A 17,346-nucleotide genomic window follows, 5' to 3' on the forward strand; every position below is an offset into this window, starting at 1 on the left:
CATGGATGCTGAAACAGCGAGGCCATCGCCGCAGCCAGCATGACGAGAATTGAAAGGCTGGAAACCACCCCGAAGCCGACACCACCTTCAAATAACCCTTTCCTACATTATCCCGCTGTGCCAGCCTTTATCGCGCTGTTTCATCTGGTGGATCAACGCAGCTCGGCGGGCGCGATGCGTTCGGCAATCCTCACGGCCCAAAAGGGGGGCGCACAAGGCTGAACTTTCCTGAACTTTGAACAATCCATGCCGCAATGATCGGGCAGGCATGGCCTCCCCCCCCCAAAGGCGACACGATGACGGCGGCTGGCCACGTAACGGCTTGATCGTGGACACCGCAGCGTTAAACCCCCGCCATGCGTAACATGCTCCTCACCAGCGCGATCGCGCTCACCGCCGCCCTTTCCTCCCCCGCTCTCGCCCGCCCGATGACCGAGGTCGACCTCGCGACGCTGAAGCGCGTCGCCGCGCCGACCGCGTCGCCCGACGGACGCTGGGTCGTCTTCCAGCAGACCGATACCGAGAAAGAGAGCTACAAGCGCTCGACCGGGCTCTGGCTGATCGACCGCAACGCGAAGGATGCAAAGCCCGTCCCGATCGCCGACACGGCGGGCAAAAACGAGACCTCGCCCGCCTTCGCCCCCGACGGCAGCCTCTATTTTATCTCGAACGCATCGGGCAAGGATCAGATCTGGCGCATCGACCTGGCGGCCGGCACCGCCGCGACGCAGGTCACCGACACCCAGGCCGATGTCGCAGGCTTCAAGATCTCGCCCGACGGCAAGAAGCTGCTCGCATGGGGCGACATTCCGAAGGAATGCACCGACTTCGGCTGCGACGCGAAGGACAAGGGCGCGCTCGTTGGGCCCGGCAGCGGCCGCCTCTACAAGGATGGCGTCGGCTTCGTCCGCCACTGGGACCAGTGGGAAACCCCGGGGACCTACAGCCGCCCCTTCGTCTTCAATCTCGAAGGCGGCAAAGCGAGCGTCGCGCGTCCGGTCGACGCCGGCCTGATCGGCGACAGCCCCTCGAAACCGTTCGGCGGCGGTGAGGAACTCGCGTGGGGCGCCGACAGCCGCACTGTCTTTTTCACGCTGCGCAAGGCCGACCGGCACGAGCCGACCTCGACCAATCTCGATATCTACAGCTGGCTGGTCGACAGCCGGATGATGCCGGTCAACCTGACCGAAGGCAATCGGGCGACCGACACGCTGCCCACCCCGTCGCCCGACGGCAAGTGGCTCGCCTATGCCGCGATGGCGCGGCCGGGTTACGAAGCCGACCGGCAGGTGTTGATGCTGCGCAACCTCGAGAATGGCGAGACCAGGAAGCTCACCGATGCATGGGATCGCTCGGTCGATTCGATCGCTTGGGCGGCCGACGGCAAATCGCTGTTCGTCACGGCGCAGGACGTGCTCGATCATCCGCTGTTCAAAGTCGACGCGGCGACCGGCAAGGTCGAGAAGCTCAAGGCCTCGGCCGAAGCGTTCGATGGCACGGTGGGCGACGTGACGGTGCTGCCGGGCGGCGCGCTGCTCTACACCCGCAACACCGCGCTGCTCCCGACCGACCTCTACACCCGCGACGCGAAGGGCAAGGTAAAGCAACTCACGGCGGTGAACGCCGCGACGCTCGCCGAATTCGATCCGGTCAAGTTCGACCGGATGCAGTTCGCCGGCGCGAACGGCGACAAGGTCTGGGGCATCATTCTGAAGCCGGCGAACGCCACCGCCAAGCTGCCGGTTGCCTTCATCGTCCACGGCGGCCCGCAGGGCAGCTTCGGCAACGGCTGGTCGACGCGCTGGAACCCGCGGCTGTTCGCGCAGCAGGGTTACGGCGTCGTCAGCGTCGATTTTCACGGATCGACGGGTTACGGCCAGGCCTTCACCGACAGCATCAACAAGGATTGGGGCGGCAAGCCGCTGCAGGATCTGAAGCTGGGCCTGGCGGCGGCGGGCAAGCAGGATGCGCAGCTCGACATTGCCAACGCCTGCGCACTCGGTGCTTCCTATGGCGGCTACATGATGAACTGGATCGCGGGCCAGTGGACCGACGGCTTCAAATGCCTCGTCCAGCACGACGGCGTCTTCGACGCGCGCGCGATGGCCTATGAAACCGAAGAATTGTGGTTCGACGAATGGGAGCATGGCGGCCCCTATTTCGAGGTTCCCGAAGAGTTCGAGAAATGGAACCCGGTCAACCATGTCGCCAAGTGGAAGACCCCGATGCTGGTCATCACCAGCGAGAAGGATTTCCGTATCCCCTATACACAAGGTCTCGCGGCCTTCACCGCGCTCCAGCGGCGCGGCGTGCCGTCGCAGCTGCTTGTCTTCCCCGACGAGAACCACTGGGTGCTGAAGGGCGCGAACAGCGTGCAGTGGCACCAGACGGTGTTCAACTGGCTTGACAGCTATCTGAAGAAATAGGCAAGGCCATGTGCTCCCGCGAAGGCGGGAGCACATCACCGGTCGGTGCAAGTTGGAACCGGCTGAAGATGGGTCCCCGCCTTCGCGGGGACACGCCCATGGTTCCAGCGACGGCAGCTTCCCCCTTGCCGCCTTCGCCCCCGGCTGGCAAAGGCGCGCGGCTATGCCGATGGAAAAAACCTTCGATCCCGCCGCTATCGAGGCGAAATGGGCCCATGAATGGGAAAGTCGCGGGCTGTTTCGCCCGCACCGTCCCGACGCCACCCCCTTCACGATCGTCAACCCGCCGCCGAACGTCACCGGCGCGCTGCACATCGGCCATGCGCTCGACAACACGCTGCAGGACGTGCTCGTCCGCTACGAGCGCCTGCGCGGCAAGGATGCGCTGTGGGTCGTCGGCATGGACCATGCCGGCATTGCGACGCAGATGGTCGTCGAGCGCCAGATGGAAGAGCGGCAGGACAAGCGCACCAACTACACGCGCGAGGAGTTCGTCGAGAAGGTGTGGCAGTGGAAGGGGGAAAGCGGCGGCCAGATCACCGGCCAGCTCCGCCGCCTCGGCTGTTCGATGGACTGGTCGCGCGAACAGTTCACGATGGACCCGCATTTCACGCGCGCGGTGGTCAAGGTGTTCGTCGACCTGCACAAAAAGGGTCTGATCTACCGCGACAAGCGCCTCGTGAACTGGGATCCCAAGCTCAAGACCGCGATCAGCGACCTCGAGGTCGAGACGCACGAGGTGCAAGGGCACTTCTGGCACTTCAAATATCCGCTCGCCGATGGCGTGACGCTCGACGACGGGCGCGGGTTTATCGAGGTCGCGACGACGCGCCCCGAAACGATGCTCGCCGACATGGCGGTCGCGGTGCATCCCGACGATGCGCGCTACAAGAGCGTGATCGGCAAGTTCGTGACGCTGCCGATCACCGGTCGCCGGGTGCCGATCGTCGCCGACGAACATGCCGATCCGGAGCTCGGCAGCGGCGCGGTCAAGATCACGCCGGGGCATGATTTCAACGACTTCGAAGTCGGCAAGCGTGCGGGGTTCAAGCCCGGCGAGATGCTCAACATGCTCGACGGCGACGCGAACGTCATCCAGACCGCCGACGGGTTGATTCCGGAAGAATATCTGGGGCTCCACCGCTTCAAGCGCGACGGCAAGGACGGCGCGCGCGAACTGGTCGTGGCGCGGATGAAGGAAGCCGGCTTCCTGATTCCGCACATCGACAAGGATGGCAGCGAGCACGACGCGGAGCCGCGCACGATCCAGACGCCGTTCGGCGACCGCGGCGGGGTGGTGATCGAGCCCTGGCTGACCGACCAATGGTATGTCGATGCCGAAACGCTGGCGCAGCCGCCGATGGCGGCGGTGCGCGACGGGCGGATCAACATCGTCCCCAAGACGTGGGAAAAGACCTTCTTCAACTGGATGGAGAATATCCAGCCGTGGTGCGTCTCGCGCCAGCTTTGGTGGGGCCACCGGATTCCGGCTTGGTATGGACCCGTGAAGATGGAAAATGGCGAGTATGCATACGCAGGCCGAGACAAAGTAGTTTCGGAACCATTTGTTGGCTGCACAGACAACGAGGTGATCGAGATCGCGGCGGCTCACTATGGATGTGAGCGCGACAAGATCCGTCTCGTCGATGATCAGCAGGATATTGCAGATCAGATGTGGGACAAGCGTTGGATTTGGCTACATCGCGACCCCGACGTACTCGACACCTGGTTCTCCTCCGCGCTCTGGCCCTTCGCCACGCTCGGCTGGCCCGAGAACACCGAGCTGCTGAAGCGCCACTACCCCAACGACGTCCTCATCTCCGGCTTCGACATTCTCTTCTTCTGGGATGCGCGCATGGCGATGCAGGGGATGGAGTTCATGGGTGATGTCCCGTGGAAGACGCTCTACCTCCACGGCCTCGTCCGCGCGCCCGACGGCGCGAAGATGTCGAAGTCGAAGGGCAATGTCGTCGACCCGCTCGGACTGATCGACAAGTACGGCGCCGACGCGCTGCGCTTCTTCATGAGCGCAATGGAAAGCCAGGGCCGCGACATCAAGATGGACGACGCGCGCCTGGCGGGCTATCGCAACTTCGCGACCAAGCTGTGGAACGCCGCGCGTTTCTGCGAAGCCAATGGCATTTCGGCCTCGACCAGCTTCGAAGCGCCCGCCGCGACGCTGCCGGTCAACCGCTGGATCATCGGCGAGGTCGCCGCGACCGTCGCCGCAATGGAAACCTCCTTCGCCGCCTATCGCTTCGACGAGGCCGCGAACGCGATCTACAGCTTCGCGTGGGACCGTTTCTGCGACTGGTATCTGGAACTCATCAAGGGCGCGATCGACGACGAGACCAAGGCCGTTGCCGGCTGGGTGCTCGACCAGATCCTTGTCATGCTCCACCCCTTCATGCCTTTCATCACCGAAGAGCTGTGGACCGTCCTTGGCGACCGCGCGGACTATCCGTTGATCACCGCGAAATGGCCCGCGCCGGACGCCGCGCGTGACGCCGATGCCAGCGCCGACATCGACTGGCTGATCAAGCTCGTCAGCGAATTGCGCACCGCGAAGGCTGAACTCGGCCTTCCGCCCGGCGCGCGCCTGACCGCTCACTTTCCTGCGTCGCTGAAGGATCGCACCGACAAGCTGTCAGCCCAGCTTGATCGCCTCGCGCGTCTCGAAGCGATCCGCTTCGACCCCGCCCCGGCAGGCGCTTCGGCCCAGCTCGTCGTCGAGGGCGAGACGATCACCGTCCCGCTCGAAGGCGTGATCGACATCGCCGCCGAACGCGACCGGCTGACCAAGGCGCTTGCCGCCGCTGCGAAGGAACGCGATGGCCTCGCCGGCCGTTTGAACAACCCGTCGTTCGTCGAACGCGCGAAACCCGAAGCCGTCGAAAAGGCCCGCATGGACCACGCCGCGAAGGAAGCCGAGGCCGACCGCCTGACCGCCGCACTGGCGCGTCTGGGGTGACCGACGGCGAAACGCCCGTCACGCCGACGCCCGTTGCGGCGGCGGCCGATCCTGCGGCCAGTCCGGTCCCGCCGCGCCAGACCGCGCGCGGCGGCGGGCGAATGGACCTGACCCACGGGCCCATCGCCAAAACGCTGATTCTCTTCGCGCTGCCGACGCTCGCGTCGAATATACTCCAGACGCTGTCGGGGTCGGTGAACTCGATCTGGGTCGGGCAATTTCTCGGCGAAAGCGCGCTCGCCGCGACCGCCAACGCAAACATCATCATGTTCCTGATGTTCGGAGCCTTTTTCGGCTTCGGTATGGCGGCGACCGTCCTCATCGGCCAGTCGATCGGACGCGGCGACATCGGCGCAGCCCGGCGTGCGACCGGCGGAGTCATCGGCCTTGCACTCGTCTTCTCGGTCGTGATCGCCATCGTCGGCTGGTTCGCGTCGGACCAGATATTGCGCTGGCTCGAGACGCCGCCCGAAGCGTTTGCGCTAGCCCACAACTATCTGCGCGTCACTTTCCTGGCCGTTCCCGCCAGCATGCTCAGCGTAACGCTGATGATGGCCTCGCGCGGCGCGGGGGATGCGATGACGCCGCTGCGGTTCATGATCCTGGCGGTCGTACTCGATATCGCGTTCAATCCGGTCCTGATCCTGGGCCTCGGCCCCTTCCCGCGCCTCGGCATTGCGGGCAGTGCGCTCGCGACGGCGCTCGCCGGCACGATCAGCCTGACGGGCATGATCATCTGGTTCTATGCGAAGAATCATGCGCTGCGCCTCCGCGGCCGCGAACTGGCCTATCTGATTCCGAACTGGAGCGAGCTTCGCTTCATCATCGGCCGGGGCCTACCGATGGGCGCACAGATGCTCGTGATCTCGGGCGCGGGGCTCATCATGGTCGGGCTCGTCAACCGCGAGGGCCTGGTCACCGCCGCCGCCTATGGCGCGACGCTTCAGCTCTGGAATTATATCCAGATGCCCGCGCTTGCGGTCGGAGCCGCGGTCAGCTCGATGGCGGCACAGAATATCGGCGCGCAGCGCTGGGATCGCGTTACAGGCGTCACCAACAGCGGGATCGCGATCAACCTCGCGATGACCGGAGTGCTGATTATTCTCCTGCTCCTCTTCGACCGCGCCGCCCTCGCGCTGTTCCTCGGCAGCGGCAGCGAGGCGATCGATGTCGCACGCAATATCCAGTACATCGCGACCTGGACCTTCCTGCCCTTCGGCACGACGATCGTCCTCATCAGCACGCTCCGCGCCAACGGCTCGGTCGTCCCGCCGCTGATCATCCTGTTCCTGTCGATGTTCCCGATCCGCCTCGGCATCTACTATTTCGGCTATCCGATCATCGGCAGCGACATATTGTGGTGGAGCTTCCCTCTCTCTTCGCTCGCGTCACTTGCAATGGCATGGATCGTGTACCAGCGCGGCCACTGGCGCCGCACGCTTCCCCGGCCCGACTTGTCCTGAGCTTTCCGGCGCCCTAAGCCATTTTCTTCGACCAAAGCCCCCACCCCTTCGACTGGCGGCCCGGTGTCTGCTAGCGTGGATGCGATGACCGACGCTAAAGCAGCCCCGATGAACATGACCATCCGCAAAGAGGCGCTGCGCGACCAGCGGGCGAAGATGCTGGCCGCGGCGCCCGACTGGCGCGCCTCCGACGCCCGCGTCAACCCGCGCGTCGCGATCGGCTCGATCCTCGCCATGTGGCTTCTCTATTTCCTGATCACCACCGGCCTCGGCCTGCTCGCCGGCGCCGAGCAATGGGAATATGCCGGCCGCCGCGCCCTTGTCGTCGTTGCCGGGATCCTCTGTACGTTCGTACTCTACCAGTTGATCCAGCGCGTCCAGCCACAGGGCTTCGGCGCGCGGCTCGCGGTCGCGCTGGGCGCCGCGGTGCCGCTCGTCGCCGTCTATGCCACCATCAACCTGCTCGTCTTCTTCTACTGGTTTCCCGGCCCCGACGCCGAAAAGATCATCGCCGAAGTGCAATCCAAATTCCCGATATCGTGGGAAACGGTGCTGATCCTCGACAGCTCGATCCGCTGGTATTTCTTCTTCGCAGTCTGGGCCGCGCTTTATGTCGCCTTCGGATATGCGAACGAGATGCGCGCGGTAGAACGCCGCGCGAACCATTTCCGGATCGAGGCGCAGGCGGCGCAGCTCCGCGCGCTGCACTATCAGGTCAATCCGCACTTCCTGTTCAACACGTTGAACTCGCTGTCGACGCTCGTCCTCAGGGGATCGAAGAGCGAGGCCGAGACGATGATCATGAATCTCTCGTCCTTCTTGCGCTCGAGCCTTGCCGTCGACCCCGAACAGCTCGTCAGCCTCGACGAGGAAATTGCGCTCCAGCGCCTTTACCTCGATATCGAGCAAGTGCGCTTCCCCGACCGGCTGCATGTCGAGGTCACGATGCCGAACGAGCTCGAAAACGCCTGCGTCCCGGTGTTGATCCTGCAGCCGATCATCGAAAATGCGATCAAATATGGCGTCGCCCCCAGCAAGGGAACGATCGCGATCCGTCTGACCGCGAGTAGCGAATATGGCCTGCTGGTGCTCAGGATCGAAAATGACATCGACCCGAAGGCGCCGATCCCCGCCCCCGGCACCGGGCTTGGGCTCGGCAATGTCCGCGAGCGGCTGTTGACGCGCTACGGTCCCACCGCAGGGTGCGAATGGGGCAGGTCCGACACCGGCGGTTTCTTCGTATCCCTGTGGCTTCCCCTGGCGCGAGAGAGGTGCTGACATGCTCCAGACGCTTCGGACCCTGATTGTCGACGACGAACCGCTCGCAATCGAGCGGTTGCAGATTCTCGCCGGCCAGCAGGACGGCGTTTCGCTTGTCGGGACGGCGAGCGACGGCGCCTCCGCGCTGCGCATGGTCGACGCCCTCGCGCCCGACCTTGTGCTCTGCGATATCGCGATGCCCGACCTCGACGGGTTGCAGGTCGCCGCTGCCATCGACAAGCTCGACAATCCGCCAGCCGTGGTCTTCGTCACCGCGTTCGATCGCTATGCGGTCGCCGCCTTCGACGTCGCGGCGGTCGACTATCTGCTGAAGCCGGTCTCGCCCGACCGGCTGGGCCGCGCGTTGACGCGCGTTCGCGAATGGCGCGCCAGCGAGCGCGCTCCTTCCCCGAAAAGCAAGTGGATCAGCGAGTTCTGGGTCCAGAACCGCGGCGAGATGCTGCGCATCGATGCAGCCCAGGTCGACCTGATCGAGGCCGAGCGAGACTATATGCGCCTTCACGTCGGGGGCCGCAGCTGGCTGATCCATCAGACGATCAAGTCCCTCGAAGCGCGCATGAATCCCGACCAGTTCATGCGCATCCACCGCTCGAAGATGATCCGCCGCGACGGCATCGTCGGGCTGAAACACCACGGCGACGGCGCATGGAGCGTCGATCTGGGCGAAGGCGGCGTGCATCGCATCGGCCGCACCTATCTGCATGACGTAAAGGCGATCATGCACGGAGCATGATCGCCTTCGTCGGCGGCCGCCACCTGCTTCAGGACGGCCGCGTCACCGGATGTCGTCAGGGAGCAGCGACGACGGGCGGCTTGTCGCTCGCGAACTTGGCGGTGCTGCCGTTCAACAAGGCCGCGAGCTGCGGTTCGATGCTGCGCTTGGCCTGCGCCATGCAATCCTGCGCGACTGCGCGCTGGCGCAAGGTAAGACGGCTGCTGTCGGTGCACATCGCGCGGATCGCGGTGCGGACCCGTGTGTCGAGCCGATCGCGGCCGGCGGCGGTCGAAAGATTGAGATCGTCATAACGGACGGCGACTTGCGGCGCATCGCTGTCCTGCGCCACGGCGGGAGCTGCTGCGCCACCGACGGCGATGGCCGCCATCGTAATCAGGGTGGATTTGAACATGGGGAGTCCTCTCATCTGGGGGGATGATGCGGGACACGAGCTGATCCGAAACCGGGGAAGACCGGATCCTCCCGCATCCCGCGATCCTTGGATGCCCGCTTTGCCGGGGCCACGCACGTCGGGTTCGACGGGGCCGGTCGTGCGGTCGATGTGGAGACGAAAGGCGTTCCCGCATCGACCAATGGCCGAAAGCTTGCAACGAAGCCGTCATCATGGCCTTCTTCGGGCATGGCAGGGAAACGTCGACTTCCTTCGAGTCGCGACCGGCTGGGCCATCGCCTGGCATTCGGGCTGATCGTCATCGTCGCCGGGCTGGGCGCCGGCGCGTTGCTGGCCTTCATCGTCATCGGCCGGGGGCTTGGCGGCAAGGGGCCCGGCTCGGCGTCCTTCGCCGACCTCAGCGCCAATCCCAAGGCGGCCGTCGCCGATGCGACCTCGGCGCCGCCGTGCCTCGAATGCGCCGACAGCTATGGTGTGAGTGCGCGGCTGAGGGCGGAACGCGAAAATCGGTTCAGCGAGCCGTTCCGACGGCTCGGTGAAGTCGACGAAGGCGCCGCCGCGCCACCGCCGGAGGGGGCGGATGACGATTACCGCTATGGCGGTCGTTTTCCAGATCCGCCGCGACCGGCGATGGTGATCCCCGTCGCGCTGCCGCCGGTAGCGGAGGCCGAACCTTCCCCGGACGGACAGCGAAAAGGCCCCGACGCAAGGCCGGAGCCTTCAGAAAATCGCGATTAGGAAATTCCAGGCCTATTGGGGCTTGGATTCCGGATGGGCGCAGCGCGTCTTGTCACCAGCCTTGCAAGCCGCGACGTCGGCTTCCCATTGGATCCGTTCTTCGGCAGACATGGCGGCGACCCGCGCCTTTTCGGCTTCATAAGCCGAGGTTTCAGCAAGGAAGGTCGACTGCGCGGCGGCCTCCTGCTGCGCGTTGGCCGCGACACGGGCGTTGTAGGCGTCGGTTTCCGCCTGCGCCTTCGCCAGCTGGTCCGCATTCAGCTTCGCGGTGTTCGCCTTTTCCTCCGCTGTCGTGCCGTCCGGATTTTTCTGCCACGCAGCGGCCTGTCCTGCCGCCAGCAGCGCCATGGCCGCCGTTGCCGTGAAAATCGTCCTGATCATCGAAGCTCTCCTTCCATCAAGGCACCTGTGCGTCCAACGTCTTGCTGCAAATCCCGTTCCCGGCACATCATTTGACGCCGGGTCCGACAGCCGCCATGCTGACGACGTCATCCATGTCCGAACGGCGGAACATTTGCCAGCCTCAACCCGTCACCCCGTCAATCGCGCGGTCTTTTTTGTTCCGCTGGCGACCCTTTCTGCGGCGCTCGCGCTCAGCCTCTGGCAAGGCACCCGCTTCGTCGCGGCCGAGGCAGCGGTCAACGACTGGATCCTGAAGCATTTCGGCCCGCTCTTCGCGGGCGCCGGTCTGGCTTTTCTGGCGCTTCTCGCGCTCGCGGCGCTGTCGCCGTTCGGCCAGACGATCATCGGCGGAGCGGACGCCAGGCCGCTGCTCGGGCGCTGGCGCTGGTTCGCGGTGATGCTCTGCACGACGATCGCGACCGGCATCCTCTTCTGGGGGGCGGCCGAGCCACTGTTCCATCTCAACGCGCCGCCTTCGATGCTGGGACTGGAACCGGGCGGCGATGCTGCCGCGACCTTCGCCATGTCGACAATGTTCCTGCACTGGACGTTGACGCCCTATGCAATCTACACCGTCGCGGCCCTCGCCTTCGCCCTCGTCTATTATAACCGCGGCGAGCCGTTCAGCCTGTCGTCGCTGTTCGTCCCGCTGCTCGGGAAGCGCGCGCACGGACCGGTCGGCACGGGCATCGACATCGTCTGCCTCTATGCGCTCGTCGCCGGAATGGCAGCGTCAATGGGTGCCGGAATCCTGGCGCTGGCAGGCGGCGTGGAGAATCTGGGCCATTTCAGCGGTGGAATGCCGCTCAAGTGGGGAATTGCGGCGCTGATCGTCGCGAGTTTTCTGATCTCGGCTGCGACCGGGTTGCAAAAGGGCATCGCCGGCCTGTCGGTGCTCAACACCTGGCTGTTCTTCGCGATCATCGCCTTCGCGCTTGTCGCTGGCCCGACAGCAGAGATGTTCGGCCTGTCGCTGCGCGCGACGGGCGAATATTTCACGACGTTCATTCCCCGCAACCTCGGCCTCGATGTCGATGGCGCCTGGAGCCGGCAGTGGACGATATTCTATTGGGGCAACTGGTTCGCCTGGGCGCCGGTGACCGCGCTCTTCCTCGGACGGCTGGCCATCGGTTACAGCGTGCGCGAGTTCATCCTGATGAATCTCGTGCTGCCGTCGCTGTTCGGCGCGCTGTGGATGACCGCGATCGCCGGCTCGGCCATCGTCATCGACCAGCAGAGCGGCGCCAGCCTCTATGCGGTGATCGCCGCGAAGGGACCGGACTCGGTTCTCTTCCGTCTGTTCGACGCGCTCGGCGGCGGCCCTGCCGCGACAGCGCTCATCCTTTTCACCATCTTCCTGTCCTATGTCGCGGGCGCCGACGCCAATGTGTCTGCGATGAGTGCCCTTTCGACGCGCGACATCACCCCCGACGCGCCGGAAGCGCCGATGGCCGTGCAGAGCGTCTGGGGGATCGCGGTCGGGCTTTGCGCCGTCGTACTTGTCGCGGGATCGGGGCTCGACGGTATCCGCATGATGTCGGTGCTCGGCGGCTTTCCCGCCCTTTTCGTCATCATCGGCGCAGGGCTTTCGCTTGGCGTGACGATGGTGCGGGGGCGACCAGCGGCCGCCCCCGTCGTCTCCGGCTGATCACCAGATGCGTGTGCGCGCCTCGGGTTTCAGATAATATTTATTGTCGGGCGTGACGTTGAATGCCTTGTACCAGGCATCGACGTTGCGAACCGGGCCGATGATCCGCCAGCGCGCCGGGGCGTGCTCGTCGCTCGCGACCTGCTGCTTGATCGAATCCTCGCGTGCCTTGTCACGCCACGCCTGAGCAAAGGCGAGGAAGAAGCGCTGGTCGCCGGTCAAGCCGTCGATAACCGGCGCTTCCTTGCCGTTCAGCGAACGGTGGTAGGCGTCATAGGCGATCTCGAGGCCCGCGAGATCGGCAATATTCTCACCCATCGTCAGGTCCGGATTGATGAAGGCGCCGGGCGCCGCCTCATAGGCCGCATATTGCGCGCCGAACCCCTTCGCCTGCGCCTCGAAGCGCGCCGCGTCCGCCGCGGTCCACCAGTCGCGCACCGCGCCATTGGCATCGATCTTGCGCCCCTGATCGTCGAAGCCATGGGAGATTTCGTGGCCGATGACGGCGCCGATCGCGCCATAGTTGACTGCATCGTCGACGCTCTCGCTGAAGTAAGGCGCCTGCAATATCCCGGCCGGAAACACGATCTTGTTCTCGAGGCCGCCGTTATAGGCGTTCACCTCCTGCGGGTTCATCGACCATTTCTTGCGGTCGACGGGCTTATTGAGGTCTGACAGCGAATAGGCATATTCGAACGCTGCGCTGCGCTTCACATTGCCATAGAGGTCGGTCGGATCGATCTTGAGCCCCGAATAGTCGCGCCATTTGTCGGGGTAGCCGACCATGACATCCATCTTCGCCAGCTTTTCGAGCGCCGCTGCCTTGGTCTCGGGCGCCATCCAGCTGTTGTTCCGGATGCGGTCACCCATCGCCAGCTTCAGGTTCGCGACGAGCGATTCCATCTTCGCCTTCGCGCTCGCCGGGAAATATTGCTTCGAATAGCTCTCGCCGACCAGTTCGCCGAGGCTCCCGTCGACCAGCGTCAGCCCGCGTTTCCAGCGAGGACGCAGTTCGCCGACCCCGCTCAACACCTTGGTATATTCGAAGCGGCTGTCGACGAATGCCTTGGAGAGATAGGGCGCCGCATTGTCGGCGATGTGGAATTGCTGCCACAGCTTGATCGTGTCGAGCGGCGTCTTTGCATAGAGCGCAGCAATGTCGCGCACCGCCGTATTCTCGTTGACGATAATCCGCTTCTGCGGCCCAATGCCGGCGCCTTCGAACCAGGCCTTCCAGTCGAGCCCGGGGGCATAGACTGCGAGTTCGTCCGACGACATCGGATTGTTGATCTTGCCGATGTCGCGGCGGTCGGCGATCGGCCAGCTGACCTTGGCGATATCGGTCTCGAACGCCATGATCGCGTCGGCCGCCTTCTCGGGCGCGGCATTGCCGATCATCTTCATCGTTCGAACGATATAGGCGCGATAGGCATCGCGCTGCGTCTTGAAACTGTCGTTCAGATAATAGTCGCGTTCCGGAAGCCCCAGCCCCGCCTGGCCAAGCCACAGGACGTTCACCGTCGGATCGTTGGTGTCGGCATAGGGTCCGCCGCTGACGATCGTCGCGCCGAACGTGCCCTGCGTCGATCCCATGAAGCGCGCCATCGCGCCCTTGTCCTGGATCGCCGCAACCGCATCGACGTCGGCCATGAGCGGCGCGGCGCCGAGTGCGTCGACGCGCTTCTCGTCCATGAAGCTCTGGTAGAGACCGCCGACCTGCGACGTCGCCGGCGCCCCGGTCACAAGCTGTCCGAGCTGGCGCTGCGTCAGGTTGTAAACATCATAGTCGACACCTGCCGATGCCTGATCGGCGGGGATCTCGGTGCGCGCAAACCAGCCGCCGTTCGCATATTTGTCGAAGTCGTCGCCCGGCTTCACATTGGTGTCGCGCGCGGCAAGGTCGACGCCCCATGTCCCGAAGGTCAGCGCCTTCAACGAAGCATCGCCCTTGACCGCGGCGTCCCCCTCGCCATCGGCCTTGGCGACCAGCGTCACCGACACCCGATTTTCGCTCGCCGTCGCCGACGTCGCAGCCAAGGCGGCCGCGATCGCCAGCCCCGCGGCGCTCGTTAGAAAGCTTTTCATTACCCCGTCTCCTGATTGTTCTGCACCGCCGGGTCGAGGCGGCGCGAATGGCCATTCTTGTCCGCCCGCGACGTCACGGGGTCAAGCAACCCTCCCGGCATTGGTCGAAGCCTTTGGGATGTTGGTGGAATGCCACCACATTGCGGTGCGGCTTCGGGCCTCCTATCTTGGCAATGAACGGGCGCGAAACCGCCTCTTGCGCCAATAGAACAAATCTGGAACACACCTCTCCCATGAGTCTCACCCATATTTCGGTGCGCGGCGCGCGCGAACATAATCTGAAGGGCGTCGACGTCGATCTGCCGCGCGACAGCCTGATCGTCATTACCGGCCTGTCGGGATCGGGCAAATCGAGCCTCGCCTTCGACACCATCTATGCCGAAGGCCAGCGGCGCTATGTCGAGAGCCTGTCGGCCTATGCGCGCCAGTTCCTCGAGATGATGCAGAAGCCCGACGTCGAGCATATCGACGGACTGTCGCCGGCGATCAGCATCGAGCAGAAGACGACGAGCCGCAACCCGCGCTCGACGGTCGCGACGGTGACCGAGATCTACGACTATATGCGCCTGCTGTGGGCGCGCGTCGGCATTCCCTATTCGCCCGTGACCGGCGAGCCGATCAGCGCGCAAAATGTCAGCCAGATGGTCGACCGCGTGATGGAGTTGCCCGAGGGGACGCGCGCCTATCTGCTCGCGCCGGTCATTCGCGGCCGCAAGGGAGAATACCGCAAGGAACTGGCGCAGTGGCAGAAGGAAGGCTTCACCCGCGTCCGCATCGACGGCGAGTTCTACGAGATCGAGGACGCGCCGGCGCTCGACAAGAAGTACAAGCATGACATCGAGGTGGTCGTCGATCGCATCGTGGTGCGCGAGGGGATCGAGACGCGGCTTGCCGACAGTTTCGAGACGGCGCTGAAACTTGCCGAAGGTGTCGCGTATGTCGACATGGCCGACGGGCCGGTGCCGGGGCGGGAGGAGGAGGATGCCGGGGGGGGGATGAAGGGGGCGGGGACACCCGCCAACCGATTGATATTCAGCGAGAAATTTTCCTGCCCCGTCTCGGGTTTCACGATCGCGGAGATCGAGCCGCGGCTGTTCAGCTTCAACGCGCCGCAGGGCGCCTGCCCCGCGTGCGACGGCCTGGGCGAGCGGCTGGAGTTCGACCCTGAGCTCGTCGTCCCCAACCATGCGCTGAGCCTGAAGAAGGGCGCGGTCGTGCCGTGGGCGAAATCGAACCCGCCCTCGCCTTACTATATGCAGGTGCTCGAAAGCCTGGGCAAAGCCTATGACTTCAGCCTCGACACGCCGTGGCAGGACCTGCCCGGCGCGGTGCAGCAGATCATCCTCCACGGCACCGGCGGGATGCCGGTCGAGCTGACCTTCAAGGACGGCAAGCGCACCTATACGACGCACAAGGCGTTCGAAGGTGTCATCGGCAACCTCAATCGCCGGATGTTGCAGACCGAGAGCGCGTGGATGCGCGAGGAGCTGGGCAAGTACCAGACCGCGCAGCCGTGCGAAACGTGCCACGGCGCGCGGCTGCGCCCTGAACCGCTGGCGGTGAAGATCGCGGGCGAGAATATCAGCCTGTCGGCGCAGCGCTCGGTCGCCGACGCGCTCGCCTGGTTCAGCACGCTTGACGAGAAGCTGAACGAGACGCAGCGGCAGATCGCGAAGGCGATCCTGAAGGAAATCAACGAGCGGCTCGGCTTCCTCAACAATGTCGGGCTCGATTACCTGAACCTCAACCGCACGTCGGGCACCTTGAGCGGCGGCGAGAGCCAGCGCATCCGCCTGGCGAGCCAGATCGGCAGTGGCCTGTCGGGCGTCCTCTACGTGCTCGACGAACCGTCGATCGGCCTGCACCAGCGCGACAACGACCGGCTGCTCGCGACGCTGAAGCGCCTGCGCGACCTCGGCAACACGGTGATCGTCGTCGAGCATGACGAGGACGCGATCCGCCACGCCGACTATGTCGTCGACATGGGCCCCGGCGCGGGCGTCCACGGCGGCGAGATCGTCGCCCAGGGGACGCTGAAACAGGTGCTGGCGAACAAGAAGAGCCTGACCGCGGCGTATCTGACCGGCGCGAAGAAGATCGAGGTGCCGGCGCGCCGCCGCCCCGGCAACGGCTTCGACCTGGTGCTGAAGGGCGCGCGCGCGAACAATTTGCAGAATGTCACCGCGACGATCCCGCTCGGTACCTTCACTTGCGTCACCGGCCTGTCGGGGTCGGGGAAGTCGAGCCTGGTCATCGACACGCTCTATGCCAGCGCGGCGCGGACGCTGAACGGCGCGCGGCTGGTCGCGGGGCCGCACGACGCGCTGACCGGCCTCGAGCATTGCGACAAGGTGATCGACATCGACCAGTCGCCGATCGGCCGCACCCCGCGGTCGAACCCGGCGACTTATACCGGCGCCTTCACGGTGATCCGCGACTGGTTCGCCGGGCTGCCCGAGGCGCAGGCGCGCGGCTACAAGCCCGGGCGCTTCAGCTTCAACGTCAAGGGCGGGCGCTGCGAAACCTGCACCGGCGACGGGCTGATCAAGATCGAGATGCACTTCCTGCCCGACGTCTATGTGACGTGCGAGACGTGCCACGGCAAACGCTACAACCGCGAAACGCTGGAGGTGAAGTTCAAGGGGATGAGCATCGCCGACGTGCTCGACATGACGGTCGAGGATGCGGCGGAGTTTTTCAAGGCGGTGCCCGCGATCCGCGACAAGATGGAAATGCTCGTCCGCGTCGGGCTCGGCTATATCAAGGTCGGGCAGCAGGCGACGACGCTGTCGGGGGGCGAGGCGCAGCGGGTGAAGCTGGCGAAGGAGCTGTCGCGGCGCTCGACCGGGCAGACGCTCTACATCCTCGACGAGCCGACGACGGGCCTGCATTTCGAGGATGTCCGCAAGCTGCTGGAAGTGCTGCAGGCGCTGGTCGATCAGGGCAACAGCGTGGTGGTGATCGAGCATAATCTCGACGTCATCAAGACCGCCGACTGGATCGTCGACCTGGGCCCCGAGGGCGGGGTCAAGGGCGGCGAGATCGTCGCGGCGGGGACACCCGAGCAGGTGGTGAAGGAGCCGCGGAGCTTTACCGGCCAGTATCTGGCGCCGCTGTTGGGGAAGTAGGGGCGCGTCGCGACAAATGTGATCCCCGGCGAAAGCCGGGGCCCACTTCCTCCCTGTCGCTGCTGGGCCCCGGCTTT

Annotated in this window: 12 protein-coding genes; 9 read left to right on the top strand and 3 right to left on the bottom strand. The window is 64.9% G+C overall.

Going from position 1 to position 17,346, the window contains the following annotated elements; all coding sequences use genetic code 11:
* Positions 1 to 39 precede the first annotated feature (39 nt).
* The 6 genes from J1N50_RS02645 (at position 40) to J1N50_RS02670 (ending at position 8,874) form a co-directional block, all read left to right on the top strand.
* Complete coding sequence (locus J1N50_RS02645; protein WP_215350100.1) at positions 40 to 222, top strand: hypothetical protein; 183 nt, start codon at positions 40 to 42, stop codon at positions 220 to 222.
* Positions 223 to 356: 134 nt separating this feature from the next.
* Positions 357 to 2,426: a S9 family peptidase gene (locus J1N50_RS02650; protein ID WP_215350102.1), complete on the top strand. Its 2,070-nt coding sequence runs from the start codon at positions 357 to 359 to the stop codon at positions 2,424 to 2,426.
* A 163-nt stretch (positions 2,427 to 2,589) separates the two neighbouring features.
* Positions 2,590 to 5,397, top strand: coding sequence for a valine--tRNA ligase (locus tag J1N50_RS02655; RefSeq protein WP_215350103.1), 2,808 nt, complete (start codon positions 2,590 to 2,592; stop codon positions 5,395 to 5,397).
* Complete coding sequence (locus tag J1N50_RS02660) at positions 5,394 to 6,860, top strand: MATE family efflux transporter (protein WP_343227831.1); 1,467 nt, start codon at positions 5,394 to 5,396, stop codon at positions 6,858 to 6,860. The genes J1N50_RS02655 and J1N50_RS02660 overlap by 4 nt, the downstream gene beginning before the upstream one ends.
* 84 nt (positions 6,861 to 6,944) lie before the next feature.
* Positions 6,945 to 8,138, top strand: a complete 1,194-nt coding sequence (locus J1N50_RS02665) for a sensor histidine kinase (protein ID WP_246552997.1) — start codon at positions 6,945 to 6,947, stop codon at positions 8,136 to 8,138.
* 1 nt (position 8,139) lies between these two features.
* Positions 8,140 to 8,874 (top strand): LytR/AlgR family response regulator transcription factor, encoded by a 735-nt coding sequence (locus J1N50_RS02670; protein ID WP_215350105.1) that lies wholly within the window; start codon positions 8,140 to 8,142, stop codon positions 8,872 to 8,874.
* A 55-nt stretch (positions 8,875 to 8,929) separates the two neighbouring features.
* Here J1N50_RS02670 and J1N50_RS02675 read toward each other — a convergent pair whose 3' ends face one another.
* Positions 8,930 to 9,268 carry a UrcA family protein gene (locus J1N50_RS02675; RefSeq protein ID WP_215350107.1) on the bottom strand — a complete coding sequence of 113 codons (339 nt, stop codon included), beginning with the start codon at positions 9,266 to 9,268 and terminating at the stop codon, positions 8,930 to 8,932.
* A gap of 87 nt (positions 9,269 to 9,355) precedes the next feature.
* Here J1N50_RS02675 and J1N50_RS02680 point away from each other — a divergent pair, with 87 nt between their 5' ends.
* On the top strand, positions 9,356 to 10,006 hold the full coding sequence (locus J1N50_RS02680) for a hypothetical protein (protein WP_215350109.1): 651 nt from the start codon (positions 9,356 to 9,358) through the stop codon (positions 10,004 to 10,006).
* Between the two features lie 12 nt (positions 10,007 to 10,018).
* On the opposite strand, the gene J1N50_RS02685 is transcribed toward J1N50_RS02680, so the two are convergent.
* The gene (locus J1N50_RS02685) at positions 10,019 to 10,354 is read right to left on the bottom strand and encodes a hypothetical protein (protein ID WP_215350111.1); all 336 of its coding nucleotides are present in this window, start codon (positions 10,352 to 10,354) and stop codon (positions 10,019 to 10,021) included.
* A 166-nt stretch (positions 10,355 to 10,520) separates the two neighbouring features.
* On the opposite strand from J1N50_RS02685, the gene J1N50_RS02690 reads away from it, so the two are divergent.
* On the top strand, positions 10,521 to 12,056 hold the full coding sequence (locus tag J1N50_RS02690) for a BCCT family transporter (RefSeq protein WP_246553000.1): 1,536 nt from the start codon (positions 10,521 to 10,523) through the stop codon (positions 12,054 to 12,056).
* Here J1N50_RS02690 and J1N50_RS02695 read toward each other — a convergent pair whose 3' ends face one another.
* Positions 12,057 to 14,141 carry a M13 family metallopeptidase gene (locus J1N50_RS02695; protein ID WP_215350115.1) on the bottom strand — a complete coding sequence of 695 codons (2,085 nt, stop codon included), beginning with the start codon at positions 14,139 to 14,141 and terminating at the stop codon, positions 12,057 to 12,059.
* Positions 14,142 to 14,374: 233 nt separating this feature from the next.
* Between J1N50_RS02695 and uvrA the strand changes: the two genes are divergently transcribed.
* A complete protein-coding gene (gene uvrA, locus J1N50_RS02700; RefSeq protein WP_215350117.1) occupies positions 14,375 to 17,269 on the top strand; it encodes an excinuclease ABC subunit UvrA in 2,895 nt (964 codons plus the stop codon).
* Positions 17,270 to 17,346: the final 77 nt, after the last annotated feature.

Origin of the sequence: Sphingopyxis soli (assembly GCF_018682675.1) — a bacterium.
GTDB classification, from domain to species: domain Bacteria; phylum Pseudomonadota; class Alphaproteobacteria; order Sphingomonadales; family Sphingomonadaceae; genus Sphingopyxis; species Sphingopyxis soli.